Origin of the sequence: Carboxylicivirga litoralis (assembly GCF_025499605.1) — a bacterium.
GTDB lineage: Bacteria > Bacteroidota > Bacteroidia > Bacteroidales > Marinilabiliaceae > Carboxylicivirga > Carboxylicivirga litoralis.
Genome location: NZ_JAFMVC010000012.1, coordinates 13,031 through 29,346 on the forward strand (window position 1 = coordinate 13,031; position 16,316 = coordinate 29,346).

A 16,316-nucleotide genomic window follows, 5' to 3' on the forward strand; every position below is an offset into this window, starting at 1 on the left:
AACAAGCTTTATTAAAATTGAACCCTCATGCTGTTTTATATTTCTATTTTAAATAAATTTGCCCCGATAGCATAACAATAAAAAAACTTGTTGGGATTACGTAAATGAAGAACACCTACTTTGATTTGATTGAGCAAAGTTTTTACTTTCCTCAGGAGGGTTTCGATCTGAAAAATGACTACCTCACTTTTCATGGCGTATCGCTTAAATACCTGATTGAAAAGTATGGAACACCTTTCCGTTTTATCTATTTGCCAAAGATTGGCGACCAAATCAAAAAGGCACGAAACCTGTTTAATCGTGCCATTAAAAACAATGCCTATAAAGGAAAATACCATTTTTGCTATTGCACAAAGTGTAATCACTTTAACCATGTGATTGACGAGGCTTTAAAACACAGAGTTAATATTGAAACATCTTCATCGTTTGACATTGACTTGATTCGTTATTTGCATAAAAAAGGCAAGATTAAAAAGGATATCATCACCATACACAATGGTTATAAAACGGATGAATACCTGAAGAAAATTATAAAACTGCAAGAGGCTGGTTTTTCGAACTCAGTCATTGTATTGGATAGTATCAATGAGTATGAGCGATTGTTAAAACTGAAAACAACACAAAAGCTTAAAATTGGTATCCGAATGGCGATCAATGAAGAGGCTCAGTCGGCTTATTACACATCACGTTTAGGAATTCAGCACAACAAAATTCTTGACTTCTTTAAAGAGAAAATTAAAGACAATGAGAAAGTTGAGTTGAAGATGCTTCACTTTTTTGTCGATTCAGGTATTAAGGACACACCATACTATTGGGGCGAATTTCAAAAAGCCCTTAAACTGTATGTCGAATTAAAAAAGGTTAGTCCCGATTTGGAGTCCTTTAACCTTGGCGGTGGTTTCCCAATCCGCAATCACCTTGGTTTTGAGTATAATTACGAGTATATGATTCATGAAATCATATCCAACATTAAAAACGCCTGTACCAAGGAGAATGTGATGGAACCCGATATTTACACCGAGTTTGGGAAATACACGGTTGGCGAATCAGGCGCTATCATTTTTGAAGTATTGGAGCAAAAACAGCAGAACGATACCGAGAACTGGTACATCATCAATAACAGTTTGATGAACACCATTCCGGATGCCTGGTCTATTCAGGAAAAGTTTATATTACTGCCGGTTAATAAGTGGAACAATGAATATGGTCGTGCCAACATTGGCGGAATCAGTTGCGATCATTCGGACTATTATAATTCGGAAGATTTTAACCAGGAAGTACTCTTACCCAGGTATAGCGATGATGATAAAGAACCACTTTACCTTGGTTTCTTCCATACAGGAGCATACCAGGATTCAGTAAGTGGGTATGGTGGTATTAAACACTGCCTGATTCCGGCACCAAAGCACGTTATTATCGACCGCGATGACACCGGAAACATAGTTGACACAGTCTACCGTGAAGAGCAATCTGTTCGTGAAATGTTAGATATACTTGGTTATTTGGAAGACGATGAGTAGATTTTTTGGTGAAACAGAAGAGGATTATATCTCTCTGGAAGAGGCTAATATCTTATTGCAGTCTGTTCCTTACGACGGAACGAGTACCTGGGGCAAGGGTGCCGATAAAGGCTTTGAAGTGTTTCTGAATACAGTTCCCAACCTGGAATTCTATGATATTGAAACGGACTCAGAAGTTTATAAAAAAGGTATACACATTTTGCCTGATATCAACGAACATGCATCGCCCGAAAAGGTATATCAAACGGTACTTGAGAAAACAAAAGAACTGCTTAATCTGAATAAGTTCCTGACCTTCTTTGGTGGGGAACATTCTATTTCTATTGGCATTATTGAAGCCTACCGTCAGAAATACAACAACCTGACGGTGCTGCAACTGGATGCTCATTCTGATTTGCGTCCCTCCTATCATCACAGCGAATACAATCATGCATGTGCTCTGCACAAAGCATCCAAAACAACTAACCTCGTGCAAGTTGGTATTCGCAGCATGGATGCAGTTGAAAAACCATTCCTCGACAAAACCAAGTGCTTTTTCGCCGAAGACATTTATGGTACTGAAGAGTGGATGGATAAAAGCATCGATCTGATGACTGATGATGTGTACCTCACCATTGATTTGGATGCACTAGACCCTTCCATTATGCCATCGACAGGTACACCAGAACCTGGCGGATTAGGTTGGGACACAACTATCCGTTACCTCAAAAAGGTTTTTCAACGTAAAAATGTCGTTGGGTTTGACATTGTTGAATTTGCCCCAATTGATGGTTTACATGCGCCCGACTTTTTGGTTGCAAAACTGTATTACAAGCTGTTATCCTATAAATTCTGCACAAAAAAATAAAGTACAATTATCTGCCCTTCGATTCTTTAAAATGCTCCATGTCATTTAAATGCAAATCGAGTGCGCGAACAGATATCTTTATCTCCCAACCAGACAGAAGCAAAGAAATAATCAGCAATAATAAACCTAATCCAAAGGCGTAAGCAGCAGGAATATATACCTCGATATAGATTAAGAACATCGATAATACACAAAACATAAGACTGGCAACTCCTAACAGTTGCATGTTCTTAATGAGGTAAAGGCGCTTCCTAAGGTTCATAATTTGGTCGAGCAATACCTGATCTGGATTGGCTTTGAGCTTTTCATACAGCTGACGAACCAAAGCGGCATAACCTAAAAAACGGTTGGTATAGGCCAAAAGTATTAATGAAACTGCTGAGAATAATAAAGCTGGTGTGGTCAATGTTAAGGTTTCCATGTTATTTTAGTTTATTGCAGAAACCTATTTCTACCAGCATTGTTTGGGGAATAGTGGTTTTTTAACAAAAATTAGCTAAACAACGCAAGTAATTCTTTGATACCTTTTCTTTCGAAGAATCGTTCTGAGAATATTTTCTCTGTAACAATTTCGTGTTGCCATGTAGTATGAAAAGGAATATGAACACCCCACCCGCCAATTTCAAGAACTGGTAAAATATCAGATTTTAATGAGTTGCCCACCATCAGAATCTCTGATGGTTTTACATCTAAGTGCCTAACCAATGATTTGTAAGCATCAACGGTTTTATCACTCATAATCTCAATATGATGAAAGTATTTTAATAAACCAGATTTTTTGAGTTTTCGTTCCTGATCCAACAAGTCACCTTTGGTTGCCACAATTAATTTAAACTGATTTGATAAATCACGCAATACTTCTTCAACACCCTCCAACAGTTGAACAGGTTTATCCAGCATCTCCTTTCCTATTTCAATAATATCATTGGTTTGCCGGGCTGTAGTCTGAAAGCCAGATAATAGATTGGCTGTTTCAATCAGTGAAAGCATAAAAGCCTTAATACCATAACCATAAACTGCCATATTAGCTATTTCAACATCGTACAAAGCTTTTAGCACTTCTTGCTTAGTCGCATACTCGCTCATCAACTCTACAAACTGCAGCTCTGCGTCTCTAAAAAAAGTCTCATTTTCCCACAAAGTGTCATCTGCATCAAAAGCGATGACTTCAATTCCTCGAACCTTTTCCACTTATTGTTTAACAAAATTAAAAGCGGCTCCCCGCTGATACAATACAAATGCTCCCATAACGATGGAATGCTTATCGCCTTCAAATTTAAGTTCTATTCCAACAGGTTCAAAACGAAAGGAGCCATTCTCGAAAGTCGTCAGCGGATATGCTGTATGTCCAGCTGTTTGCGCATATAATTGGCCTTCTTTCAATACTAAACTAATCACTTCAGGATATTCATCACTAAGGTAATTACCTTCAATTCTTTCCAGAATCTCGATTGGCATATCCACTTGTCGATTACTGAATTCTGGTAGTTCATAGTCATATTCATAATACGCATCCAAGGCAGTAGTGAGAATGGCATTTAAAGGGTAATTCATTCCATTACCTAAAACAGAGATACTCACACTATCATCCGGGAAATAAGATAAATGACTTTGAAAGCCATCTACGTTACCATTATGTCCCAATGAGTATTTATTCCGGTAAGGATATTTAAAAACACCTCTTCCAACCCCATCATTCATCGCCACTAAACTATCTAATGACACCTCGTTAATAATGCGTTGCTGAAATAGTAACTGTGCAAACACATTTAAATCACGGGCATTGGCAATAATAGCCCCTGCTCCTCGCGCTAAACTCATGTCGGTCTGCGGTATTTGCTCCCACTGTCTATTTCTGTAGACATAAGATTGTGCCTCGTGCATTGTCGTATTAATCGTTCCTCCATATTGCGTAGCAGTCAGTATGTATGGTTTACTAATACTATTATTCAACTGAATCGAATAACTCTCATTGGTCAAACGCTCAATAATGAAACCTAATAAGAGGTAATTGGTATTTGAATATTTAGCCTTTTCTCCAGGTTCAAAATCAATTGGAAAATTGACAATGACACTCATTAACTCCCCTTTATGCCATGATTTCCCTTTTACATCTACAAAATGCTCACCTGACGTGTATTCATGTAATCCGCTTCGATGATTCAATAGATCAGAAATGGTTATTTTCCGTGAATTTGTAATCTGGGGATAAAATTCAGATAGCTTTGTATCAAGCGTTAAGCGGCCTTCTTCTATTAATTGAAAAATCATTGTAGCCGTAAACATTTTAGTCACTGAACCGATTCGATAGCGCGTTTGATAGTTAGCATGTTTTTCCTCTTTAACACTTGACAAGCCGGTATAGTATTCATACAATCGATTTTCACCTTTATAGATGGCAATCCCCCCCATAAACTTGTTATTATCCTCGAGAAGTTTGAAATAGGAATTCAAGCGTTCCCATTTGGGTGAGTCCTGCGAAGAAGCAGTTACAAACAAAAAAATAAGAGTCAGACTGGTTAATAAGGTTCTCATAATTTAGTATTTGAAACTGAAAATTAATTAAAAAGAAGAGGATATGCAGATATTTAACCATAAAATCACTTGGGTGTTATTACTTTTGTAAAAAAACAAACAATGGCTAAAAAGAAAAAATGGAAAAACCTGGATGGAATCGTCTTTTCAACCAATCAGGATTTTGATTATCAATACAATGACGAAGATCAGGATGAAACATTAGCCCCTCAACAGCAAGACCTTCGAGTAATGCTTGACAAAAAGCAGCGTGGAGGCAAAAAAGTTACGCTTATTACCGGTTTTGTAGGACACGAAGATGACTTAAAAGACCTTGGTAAATTCCTGAAGAGTAAATGTGGCGTTGGTGGCTCGGCCAAAAACGGTGACATTTTGATTCAAGGTGACTTTAGAGATAAAGTAGTTGATTTGTTAAAAGCTGATGGTTATAAAGTAAAAAAGTCGGGCGGCTGATTTGATATGATCAAATTCCTGACAGTTTCATAGCTAAAACGGTAACCATTACAAATGCAATTCAAACTTAGCTCTGATACCAAACTCTGGAGCACCAATTTGTGAATGAGGCGTTAATCGCCAGATGGCTTCAATACGAAATAGCCGGATAATATTTTCAAGCCCGGCTCCAAGCTCAACGTAAGGTTGATCCAGTGACTGCACCGAACCAGGCAATTCTATTGTCTCTCGCTGTTTATCACTCAACGAACCATACATAGCTTTGGCCGAAAATACCTCACGCAATCCCAGATTTTTAAAAAATGGCATACGGTTAAAAAAGAAACCGTTTAAGTGATAATCGGCATATAAATGCACGTACTTATCGTGGGCATACTCGAGGTAGTTGAGCATGTTAAAATCGTAGTTGTAATAACCATATGTTTCGTTACCACGAGGAATTTCAAGCAATGTAAAAGGCACTTTTCCCATAATAGCACCTCCTTCTAAGGCATAACGAAAATATGTTTGACCAATGTTTATGCGGTGTTTAATCGTTGCGTGTAGCTTGGTATAATCGAGACTTTCATTATTAAATGTCGCTCTACCAGCCGTAAACGCAAGGTTGACAATTGGATAATCACTAGACACGTATAAACGCATAAACTCATCGTCGATTATTTTTTCCTGAAACGAAAATCGAAAATCGAGTGTTGCTTCATACACATCAATCGCATCAACCGACTGGGTTTGATAAATAAACGGATAATATTCAGGAGAAAATTGTTTCCGATACTCCAGATTCAGGCGGCTTGATAAACCAGTTCGCCATTCATGCTCGTAGTTTATGCTCACATTTTGCTGACGGTGCAATTCATTAAATTCGTCGCGCACAAAAAAAGCAGACACCAGGTTATTTTCTGAAGGCGTCAGCATGTTTTCATAGAGGTAGAGAATTTTCCTGTTTTCGCCCATTCGTATGTAACGATCATCATAAAAGAGCTTAAAAACTTTACGTTTTGGCGTTTTAAACTTATACCCCAAACCCGATGAGCCGGTAAAACGTTTAGTCCGCGTTCCATATCCCAGACCACCCCAAAACATCCAGTTGCGACTAATTTCTTTACTCGTCCGACCGCCAACAAACATACGAAACCCTTCGATTTTATTAGCTTGAAAGAAATCCATATAAGGGCCTAACTCAAATTTGCCAATATCGTAATATCCTGTCATAAACATCCTTGCAGAATTGTCCATCACCTTGACTATAGGAATGTTATTAATGGAATCAATAGCCTGATACATATCTTCCTCTTTTTCGCTAATGGTAATGTGCCGGGCATTAGCCCAATAGGATTCGTCTCTATCATAGGAGCCGCTCAATTTAATTGATTCATAACTCAAGCTGCGAGCACTAAGTTTTATCTCCTCCTGTGGGTTTATTTTAATATTGCGAAAAGAAACCTGCTGCGTAAAATCCAGTCCCATCTCTCGTTGTTTGGCACCAATATCAAAAGGCAGATAATCAAATTTGGCATCAATCTTTTGCGTTTTATAAAAAGGCTGTCCGCTATCCAATGTTTGATACGCCACCTCCAGGCTCATTGTTTTTAAGAAATTCAAGTTAGTTTTTGACGACAGTTCAGCATTGATCTTTACGATATCAAAACCATTTTCATCAACTACCATGGTTCCTCTAAAAACCTTATCGTGTTTCCGCTTTGGCACAAATAGCACTTCAAACTGCTTCGAGTTATTAACTACTGTACTATCCTGAATATAATAATCATAATAAAACCACCCATTAGTGGCAGCAGGACTCACAAAATTTTCTTCAAAAACCTTAATGAAATTGGTGTAAAAATTATATTGCATGTCCAAGCCGGCTGTATAACCACTTATTTCATAATCGCCTAAAACGCCTAAGCCTTTTGTTTTATCTGCAATAATTGTTGATTTCTGCAACAAGGGTTTTCGTTGAAACTCATTGTTAACAACCTGCTCTGAAAGATAAACTGGTAAATAACGCGAGCCATCTGCCGATGTCCGAAACAATGATTGGTGCTTGCGAAACGAATTGGAATTCATTATCGAACTATCCACATTGGTAACATAGTATTGCCACCTGGTATACTTCTCATAGGTGTAACGCTCATGCGATTCGGGATTATTTATCGCTTTATTTTTGACCAGATTTTTCATTAACCATCGTATGCGGGAATCATCTGGTTTTACCGATACTTCGTTTAACTCAATATCTTCGGCTTTGAGGTAAATTGTTAACGGCAATCTATGTTTTTTATAAACTAGCTCTTTGCTGTGATAACCGATGGACGAAAACACTAATGTATCAGCATTAGCATCATTTTTCAATGAAAATTCACCATCAGCACCACTAACTGTTCCGTTGAAAGTACCTTTAAAATAGATATTGACCATTGGTATTGCACTTTCATCCTTAGCATCTTTAACGATCCCTTTGATTTCAGGCTCTTGTGCAAAAAGGGTTTTAAGGTGCAAGCTAAAAATAACTATCAGAAGTATATATTTGAATATTTTCTTCATGTATATCAGGTAGAGGTCTTAATTATTGAGTGGCAAAATTACATAATGTAGACGCTAAGTACACCTTAAATGTAACAAAACGTCCTATTTTAAGTTTGAAACACTCCAAGCAATGTTCTTATTTTGTAATTATTGGTTACTTTTAGGCTTTAAATATTTGCTATGGATCTGCTGCAATCACTTATAGAACTTGACAAAGAACTTCTCCTATTCCTTAACAGTTTCAACAATGGTTATTGGGACAATTTTTTCTGGATGTTTACAAGTAAAGAAGTTTGGGTACCTCTTTATCTAACTTTGGCTTACGTTATTTTTAAAAATCATGGTTTAAGAGGATTAGTTACAGTCGTTTTTATTGGTTTAGTGATTGTACTGTGTGACCAAATTTCGACCAATGTCTTTAAACACGGCTTTGAACGCCTTCGACCATCGCGTGATGAGGACTTAAAATACCTTGTGCATTTAATAAATGGGAAAAGAGGTGGCATGTATGGCTTTGTCTCTTCGCATTCGACTAATTCATTTGGCTTAGCGCTGTTTACTTCTTTATTATTCCGCAACAAAACATACAGTCTTTTTATCTTCTTATGGGCAGCAGTTAATGCCTATTCGCGCATCTATATGGGAGTTCACTATCCTGGTGATATTATTGGCGGTATGCTTCTCGGCTTAATTTTAGGGCGAATTGTTTATGGCATTTATCTAAGAGTTATTCCTCGCTTCGTTGTTATTTCGCACCATAATAAACGCTTATTAAAAGCAGGGATAGCTGAATCCTTCGGTAAAGATTACCGCTTAATCTTCTTTTCAATCATTATTATGACTGGCACATTATTGATGGCAGCCAAAGTGATGTTGAAAATTACTGGTTAAAACCAAAAAAGAAAAATAACACCTAATACAGCAATTACTGCTCCAATCAACTCTTTAAGCGTCACTCGTTCTTTAAATAGCAAGATGGCCGGAGGTATAATCAATACCGGCACAATAGCCATAATGGTAGATGCAACACCGGTAGTCGTATATTTTATGGCCAATAAGGAAAACGAGACACCCAAAAACGGTCCAAAGAAGGCACCAATTGAAATACGCACCATGGCTGCTCCGTAGCTTAAGGCTTTTATCACTTTTGGCCAGTGACCGGTAAATACAAATAAGATGCTAAAACCAATTGTACCAGCAATTACACGAATCATGGTCGCTGAAGCCGGATCATAATCACCCATACCCAATTTACTTAAAACCAGCCCAAGCCCCTGGCCGGCAGCACCACCAAAAGCCAACAACACGCCTTTAATCGGATACTTTATTTCTAATCGTTTTGCTTTGTGTGGCTTTCCCAAAATGACAAGCGCAATTCCTGTCATGGTTACCAGCATACCTATAATATGAGCCATTGTCAATTGTTCGCCAAGAATAATCCAACCAAAAAAGGCAGCTAATGGCGGAGACAAAGACATCACCAACATTGAAATACGTGCTCCTACAACTACAAAAGCTCTGAATAATAACATATCGCCAATCACAAAACCAATCAATCCACTTATCGATAGCCAAAACCATTGGTAAGCATCAGCTCCCTGGGGAAAGAAATAGCCAAAGCGAACATATTGGGCGGTACCAAGTAAACCAATAGCCATCAACAAACGAATGATATTGACCGACATGGAGCCCACTTTTTTACCTGCCGACTCAAATGACAAAGATGTAAACGTCCAGCAAACTGCTGTAACTAAAGCCGCTAATTCACCAAAGTGATTTGTGATAAATTGTTCCATAAATAATATTGTTGCGACAAAAGTAAATAATTCAAACTGACTAATTGTGATTTGAGAAATTGATGAATAGATTAATTGTTAAGCATTATACGTCATCAACAGCATAAATCTTGCATCATAAAAAAAAGGAGCACCGATTTGTACTCCTTAAAATATCATTAGTTGGATTATTTACCTTGTTGACAAAGGTTTACTGTCTTCATCCTTTTTCAACGAGTATTTGAGCAAATAGAAACCTAGCAAACCAGCCACAATTGAACCAACAAAAATACCAATCTTCGCCTGGTTTAATAAATCAGCATTCTCTTTAAAACCAAGGCTGGCAATAAAAATAGACATGGTAAATCCAATACCACCCAATAAAGCTAACCCCAGGAAGGATAACCAAGAAGAGCGTTTGGGTTTAACAGCAATCCCTAAACGAACGGCCAACCATGAGAAGAATGTAATACCAATTCCTTTACCTACAACCAAACTAAAGGCAATAGCTAATGATAACGTTGTGAATACTTCCCCGCTTCCTTCGCCATGATGAAAAATCGTAACCCCCGCATTGGCCAGGGCAAATACTGGTAAAACAAATAAACTGATGAAACCATGAAACTGATGTTCGATGTACTGCAATGGACTCTGCACCTTTTTAACACTGTATTCAACATCATTGATGGCATATAACTGATCATCCGTTAAAACACGTTCATTTTCACTCTTTGGCACTGAGTCGAAACGCGTTAAGCCTGATTTTATACGTGCTAAAAACTCATTGATATGTACTTTGGGGCGAGCCGGAATGGTAAATGCAATTAATACACCAGCAATCGTTGCATGTAAGCCAGAGCCCGGTCCATCAACTCCCGACTGAAGAAACAAATACCAAATAATAAAACCTAAGAAGGTATATATCTTCAAATCCTGAATATTTCGCAAGTTGGCAATGGTAAGAACGATTAGCAGAAGACCTGCAATCATCAGGTAAGTCCAGTTTAAATCACCACCATAAAACAAAGCAATAACTAAAACAGCTCCCAAATCATCTACAATAGCTAAGGCAGTTAGAAATACTTTAAGAGCCAAAGGCACGCGTTTGCCAAGTAGAGATAAAATACCCAATGAAAACGCAATATCCGTTGCCATTGGTATACCCCACCCTTTTGATGCAGTTCCTTCAAAGCCAAATGAGAAGTATAATATAATAGGCACAACCATACCACCAATGGCTGCAAAAATTGGTAATGACGCCTGCTTAAAAGAGCTTAGCTCACCAGCCAAAAACTCACGCTTAATTTCCAGTCCTACAACAAAAAAGAAAATGGCCATCAGACCGTCGTTAATCCAGTGCATCAGCCCCATTTCAACACTGAATAATCCAGATGAAATGCCAAACGGACTGTGCCAAAAGTGATGATAGCTGTCGTGGTCAATATTAGCCCATATAACAGCTACAGCTGTTGCAATCATTAGCAAAGCACTACCACTGGAGAAAAATTTAATAAATTGTTGGAGCGGGTCACCTAATCGGCGTCGCCCGGTTCCACTCTGAATTTCACTCATTTTTACTTAGTTTATGTCCCTGATTTATAATTTATTTCTGCTTCCTGTAATTTTTCTAATGTACCTACATCGTACCAAAGCTCGTCTTCGGCCACCTGAAAGCCTTTTATTTGATGCGCTTTAGCCAATTCGAGGTAGGCATGTATAATTGAAAATGGTCTTACGTCCCCAAGCTTTTCTAGCAGGTGAGGTTCAATAATATGCATGCCACTAAAAGCCAAATCTGTGCTCCGTTCAACATCTTTCACGATAATCTCTTCGTGCGTTTTAATGTTTTTCCATGCACATAATTGCATGGTATTATCAAAACTCAGATAACGTGATGTACTACGTTTCTTAACCATTAAAGTTGCATCGTTTTGATTTGAACGATGCGAATATATGAAACTTTCTAGATTTGTAGATGTGATAATATCTACATTTCTAATAAAGATCGACTTATTTGGAATGAATAAAGATTGTGCTTTTAATAAACCACCTCCTGTATCTAACAGCTGATCAGACTCATCTGAGATAACAACATCTGCCTTCCATGTATTGGAGTTGATATAATTAATAACCTGACTGGCAAAATGATGCACATTGACAACAATGCGTTCGGCACCTATTGCCTCCATATTTTTAATGGCATGCCACAATAGCGGTTTCCCATTAAAGGGTGCCATGGCTTTGGGCATTGTTTTGGTCAATGGTTTTAAACGCGTACCTAAACCGGCCGCAAAAATCATTGCATTCACTATTTGTCGATTTTTTTAGGTTTGCACAACTTATCCTCTTTCTTCGACCCAATGCCACACTTTTTGCATTCATACATGTGGCTGTCTTTCACTTCAGGATTCTTTACTTTCTCTTTGTCTTTACACTTTTTCTTTGCCATTGTTAAAACGTCTATTTCTTCATTTCTTGCTCTACATGTTTTAACTCAACGTTTAATTTGTATTTATGTTGAAGGTATGTCGCTAATGATTCGGCGCTAAAAACTGAGCGGTGCTGTCCGCCGGTGCAACCAAAGTTAACCATCAGGTTTTTAAAACCGCGCGAGATATATTTCTCAACTGACTTATCCACAATGGAATAAACATCATTTAAAAATTCAGTCATCTCCGGCTCTTTACCAAAGAAAGCAATCACCTCTTCATCTTTACCCGTTTTATCGGCATATTCAGGATAACGTCCAGGGTTATGAATAGCGCGGCAATCAAATACAAAACCACCACCATTGCCTGAAACATCAACCGGAATGCCTCGTTTGTATGAAAAGCTTGTTATACGGACTGTCAATAAAGAATCTCTCTGACCAATATTTTTTAAGTCCTCTGATTCAGTCACATTTTTTAATGCAGAAAACAAAGTTGGTAGTTCAATTCCTAAATTCACATTTTCAATCAGGTCCTTTATGTTTTCAATGGCATACGGAATACTTTTCAGAAAGTGTTCCTTCTTTTCGTAAAATCCTCGGAAACCATATGCTCCCATCGCTTGCATAATTCGAATGAGCACATAGCCATAATAATGACAGATGAAATCCTCTTTATCAACACTCTGATAATTACTTAACTCCTCAATGTAGTAATCTAACAGTTCTTTCCTTACCTCATTCGGAATGTCTGCTTTAGCATCGTATAATAACGATGCCAAATCGTATTGCAAGGCACCTTTACGACCTCCCTGGTAATCGATAAACCATGGCTCATCGTTCACCACCATCACATTTCTCGACTGAAAATCGCGATATAGGAAATAGTCGTGCTTCACTTCCAACAAGAAATTAATCAGTTTGTGATAGTCATCTTCTAAAGCCTGCTCATCAAAAGGTACACGAGCCAACTTAAGAAAATAATACTTAAAATAGTGCAAATCCCATAACATCGACTGACGGTCAAAAGCTTCGCGCGGATAACATTTGTTATAGTTTAAACCTTCCCCCCCGTTTATTTGAAAGCAAATAAGCTTTTGAATTGTCTTCTTATAAAAGCGCAGTAACTCTTCTGGAAATTCAGGGCCTTTTCTAATACCCTGCAAAAAACTATAGAGCGTTACATCACCTAAATCTTCCTGTAGATATACATGATTTTGAGTATCTGTTTCATAAATGGCAGGTATGGGCAGCGCCTTGGTTTTAAAATGATTTGAAAACTCAAGAAAAGCTTCATTTTCTTTAGCATCTGAATTATAAGCACCCATAGCCGATTTTGTGCGGCCTGTTATGCGATAATATTCGCGGTATGAGCCTGAAGGTGGTAACATAACAAACGAACGAGCTTCTTCGCCGGCCCACCGTTCGAACATTTGTATCAGTAACGTTTTAGTATTTGCTTCCAATGTGTATTTTTTTAAAATAATTAGGTGGTTAATGGTTAATGGTTAATGGTTAATGGTTAATGGTTAATGGTTAATGGTTAATGGTTAATTATTTAAAATAATTTAGAAAAAGGAACTTGCCCACACCATAATAATGATAATAATTAAGGATGGTAACATATTCATTATTCTAATTTTCTTTATCTCTAAAATATTTATACCAAGACCTAACAGCAAAATGCCCCCCACAGCAGTTAATTCAGTTATAATTTCGGCAGCAATAAAGTCTCCCAGCATATAAACCAATAGTGTGATGCCTCCCTGAAAAATAAACAAAGGTATAACCGACATACCTACCCCAAGTCCAAACACTGAAGCCAGCGCAATAGACGAAAAACCATCCATAATGGCTTTGGTCATTAATATCTCCGAACCATTTCCCATGCCTTCATCTATGGCACCTAATATTGTCATGGAGCCAATACAGAACAATAAAAAGGCAGTTAGCAAACCATCGGAGAATTTAGGATTTTTAAGCTTCAGGTGTTTTTTTATTTTCTTTGATAAACCATCCACAGCTGTTTCGATTGATAGCCACTCCCCCAGTATAGTGCCAATTATAAGACTAAACACAATAGCCAGAAGCATCTGGCCTTTAATGGCCATATTAATCCCCAGTACCAAAGTAAATAGGCCAAGAGCCTGAAACACACCTCTGGTAATTTTTTCAGGAATGCGATTGCCTATTACCATACCAATAGCGCTGCCTGCGGCCACTGTAATCACATTTAGTAAGGTTCCACCCAATAACATTTATGTCGTTTTATGATTATTCGTGTAAAAATAAATTAATAAACAGGAATACAGAAATTGTATCTCCACTTATTACACAGAAATACGGCTTTATGCTTTTGTCTCATTTCAATGACAAAACTCAGCTTATAAGAAGTTTATTTTCTCATTAATTCTTCTATTTTTGAACAAACCAAATAAATGATAATAATAACCTTTTTAAATCTGTATTATGACCAATAAGAAGATGACACCTGCAGATTACATTGCACGTGAAGATAAGTACGGAGCACATAATTACCACCCACTACCAGTTGTTCTTGAAAAAGGAGAAGGCATCTACGTTTGGGATGTTGAAGGTAAAAAATACTTCGATTTCCTTTCTGCCTATTCTGCTGTAAACCAGGGACACTGTCACCCCAAAATCATTAATGCTCTTACTGAACAAGCTAAAGAGTTAACACTTACATCACGTGCGTTCTACAGCAGCGTATTAGGTGAGTTTGAAGAGTACATGGCCAAATACTTTGGTTTTGATAAAGTATTGCCTATGAACACTGGTGCTGAAGCCGACGAAACAGCATTGAAGCTTTGTCGCCGCTGGGGATATGACAAAAAAGGTATTCCAGAAAACCAGGCAAAAATCATCGTTTGTGCCGACAACTTCCACGGACGTACCATCACTATTATTTCGATGTCAACTGATCCAGATTCATACAAAGGTTTTGGTCCTTACACACCTGGTTTCGTTACTGTTCCTTATAATGACTTAGATGCTTTAGCTAAAGAATTAGAAGACCCTAACGTAGCAGGTTTCTTGGTAGAGCCTATTCAAGGCGAGGCTGGTGTTTACGTGCCAGATGAAGGCTATTTAAAGAAGGCTTACGAAATGTGTAAAGAAAAGAATGTACTTTTCATAGCTGATGAAGTACAGACTGGCATTGCACGTACAGGTAAGTTGTTAGCTTGCGATCACGAAGGTGTTAAGCCGGATATCTTAATCTTAGGTAAAGCCATTTCTGGTGGTGTATTCCCGGTTTCAGCTGTTTTAGCCGATGATGATGTGATGCTGGTTATTAAGCCAGGTGAGCACGGCTCAACCTACGGAGGCAACCCACTAGGATGTAAAGTTGCCATGGCTGCTTTAGACGTGATTAAAGATGAAAAACTGGCTGAAAATGCAGAACGTTTAGGTAAAATCTTCCGCGAAGAAATGCTAAGCATCGATTCGGATATGATTGAGCTGGTTCGCGGTAAAGGTCTGTTAAATGCAGTGGCTATTAAGCCTAAAAATGGCAAAACAGCCTGGGATGTTTGTGTGGCTATGAAAGAAAATGGCCTGATAGCCAAGCCAACTCACGAGCACATTATTCGTTTTGCCCCTCCTTTAGTTATTAATGAAGAAGAATTACGCGAGGCAATTGACATTATTAAAAAGACATTAGCTCAATTTGCGTAATTGAGTTATTTATGAAAATATAAGCCTGTCAGGTTTTTAAAACCTGTCAGGTTTTTTTATGCCTAAAAATTGAGTTGCTTCCAACCAGCTTTTAGTCGTTCTGTTAAAGGCTTTCCCATGCCTCTAACGTCAATACCCATTGACTTAAGTTCATCGGCAACGCCATACATATTGGCACAATTGACACAAGCCTCTACTACTACACCGTTATCTTGCATCAACTGCAGCTTTTCCTGCAACTCTTTATCTTCGCTGAGCAGTTTAGCCGATGGCCCCCAAACAATCAGGTGAACCGTGTCAAACCAATCCATCTTTTTGGCAGCATTTGTATACATAAAACACACCTTAAGGGCAACATCTCTATCGCCGCTACTCCATACAACCATCAATTTCTCTTGTTCTCTCATCTCCTTTTTTTTAGCAGTCACACCCAATAACGGCACTGTTATCAAAAACAAAGACAGTAATAAATGCTTCATCGTTATATTTTTTAATTTAGATATTAAATATCACATCAATAGTTGAAAAACGCAATT

At 37.9% G+C, this 16,316-nt stretch carries 16 protein-coding genes; 5 read left to right on the forward strand and 11 right to left on the reverse strand.

What is annotated here, in order from left to right; all coding sequences use genetic code 11:
- Positions 1-104: 104 nt before the first annotated feature.
- Both J1N10_RS12150 and speB read left to right on the forward strand, forming a co-directional pair.
- Positions 105-1,520 carry a type III PLP-dependent enzyme domain-containing protein gene (locus J1N10_RS12150; RefSeq protein WP_262326982.1) on the forward strand — a complete coding sequence of 472 codons (1,416 nt, stop codon included), beginning with the start codon at positions 105-107 and terminating at the stop codon, positions 1,518-1,520.
- The gene (gene speB / locus J1N10_RS12155) at positions 1,513-2,367 is read left to right on the forward strand and encodes an agmatinase (protein WP_262326983.1); all 855 of its coding nucleotides are present in this window, start codon (positions 1,513-1,515) and stop codon (positions 2,365-2,367) included. Before J1N10_RS12150 ends, speB begins: the two co-directional genes overlap by 8 nt.
- Before the next feature lie 7 nt (positions 2,368-2,374).
- On the opposite strand, the gene J1N10_RS12160 is transcribed toward speB, so the two are convergent.
- The 3 genes from J1N10_RS12160 to J1N10_RS12170 all read right to left on the reverse strand — a co-directional run bounded on the left by J1N10_RS12160 (position 2,375) and on the right by J1N10_RS12170 (position 4,902).
- Complete coding sequence (locus J1N10_RS12160; RefSeq protein WP_262326984.1) at positions 2,375-2,788, reverse strand: DUF2721 domain-containing protein; 414 nt, start codon at positions 2,786-2,788, stop codon at positions 2,375-2,377.
- A gap of 71 nt (positions 2,789-2,859) precedes the next feature.
- Positions 2,860-3,558 (reverse strand): HAD family hydrolase, encoded by a 699-nt coding sequence (locus J1N10_RS12165; RefSeq protein ID WP_262326985.1) that lies wholly within the window; start codon positions 3,556-3,558, stop codon positions 2,860-2,862.
- Positions 3,559-4,902, reverse strand: a complete 1,344-nt coding sequence (locus tag J1N10_RS12170; RefSeq protein ID WP_262326986.1) for a serine hydrolase domain-containing protein — start codon at positions 4,900-4,902, stop codon at positions 3,559-3,561.
- Between the two features lie 102 nt (positions 4,903-5,004).
- Between J1N10_RS12170 and J1N10_RS12175 the strand changes: the two genes are divergently transcribed.
- The gene (locus J1N10_RS12175) at positions 5,005-5,355 is read left to right on the forward strand and encodes a translation initiation factor (RefSeq protein WP_262326987.1); all 351 of its coding nucleotides are present in this window, start codon (positions 5,005-5,007) and stop codon (positions 5,353-5,355) included.
- Positions 5,356-5,403: 48 nt separating this feature from the next.
- On the opposite strand, the gene J1N10_RS12180 is transcribed toward J1N10_RS12175, so the two are convergent.
- Positions 5,404-7,899, reverse strand: coding sequence for a DUF5686 and carboxypeptidase-like regulatory domain-containing protein (locus J1N10_RS12180; RefSeq protein WP_262326988.1), 2,496 nt, complete (start codon positions 7,897-7,899; stop codon positions 5,404-5,406).
- Between the two features lie 162 nt (positions 7,900-8,061).
- On the opposite strand from J1N10_RS12180, the gene J1N10_RS12185 reads away from it, so the two are divergent.
- The gene (locus J1N10_RS12185; RefSeq protein ID WP_262326989.1) at positions 8,062-8,772 is read left to right on the forward strand and encodes a phosphatase PAP2 family protein; all 711 of its coding nucleotides are present in this window, start codon (positions 8,062-8,064) and stop codon (positions 8,770-8,772) included.
- On the opposite strand, the gene J1N10_RS12190 is transcribed toward J1N10_RS12185, so the two are convergent.
- From J1N10_RS12190 to J1N10_RS12215, 6 genes are all read right to left on the reverse strand, one after another.
- Complete coding sequence (locus J1N10_RS12190; protein ID WP_262326990.1) at positions 8,769-9,677, reverse strand: DMT family transporter; 909 nt, start codon at positions 9,675-9,677, stop codon at positions 8,769-8,771. The genes J1N10_RS12185 and J1N10_RS12190 overlap by 4 nt on opposite strands.
- A gap of 171 nt (positions 9,678-9,848) precedes the next feature.
- Positions 9,849-11,228 (reverse strand): Na+/H+ antiporter NhaA, encoded by a 1,380-nt coding sequence (nhaA, locus tag J1N10_RS12195; protein ID WP_262326991.1) that lies wholly within the window; start codon positions 11,226-11,228, stop codon positions 9,849-9,851.
- Between the two features lie 11 nt (positions 11,229-11,239).
- Positions 11,240-11,956: a nucleotidyltransferase family protein gene (locus tag J1N10_RS12200; RefSeq protein WP_262327105.1), complete on the reverse strand. Its 717-nt coding sequence runs from the start codon at positions 11,954-11,956 to the stop codon at positions 11,240-11,242.
- Positions 11,957-11,964: 8 nt separating this feature from the next.
- Positions 11,965-12,105, reverse strand: coding sequence for a hypothetical protein (locus J1N10_RS12205; protein ID WP_262326992.1), 141 nt, complete (start codon positions 12,103-12,105; stop codon positions 11,965-11,967).
- Between the two features lie 11 nt (positions 12,106-12,116).
- Positions 12,117-13,517 carry a RapZ C-terminal domain-containing protein gene (locus J1N10_RS12210; protein ID WP_262326993.1) on the reverse strand — a complete coding sequence of 467 codons (1,401 nt, stop codon included), beginning with the start codon at positions 13,515-13,517 and terminating at the stop codon, positions 12,117-12,119.
- Positions 13,518-13,652: 135 nt separating this feature from the next.
- Positions 13,653-14,342: a DUF554 domain-containing protein gene (locus tag J1N10_RS12215; RefSeq protein ID WP_262326994.1), complete on the reverse strand. Its 690-nt coding sequence runs from the start codon at positions 14,340-14,342 to the stop codon at positions 13,653-13,655.
- 211 nt (positions 14,343-14,553) lie between these two features.
- Between J1N10_RS12215 and rocD the strand changes: the two genes are divergently transcribed.
- Positions 14,554-15,780 (forward strand): ornithine--oxo-acid transaminase, encoded by a 1,227-nt coding sequence (rocD, locus tag J1N10_RS12220; protein ID WP_316044930.1) that lies wholly within the window; start codon positions 14,554-14,556, stop codon positions 15,778-15,780.
- 62 nt (positions 15,781-15,842) lie between these two features.
- On the opposite strand, the gene J1N10_RS12225 is transcribed toward rocD, so the two are convergent.
- Positions 15,843-16,259, reverse strand: coding sequence for a DsrE family protein (locus tag J1N10_RS12225; RefSeq protein WP_262326995.1), 417 nt, complete (start codon positions 16,257-16,259; stop codon positions 15,843-15,845).
- Positions 16,260-16,316: the final 57 nt, after the last annotated feature.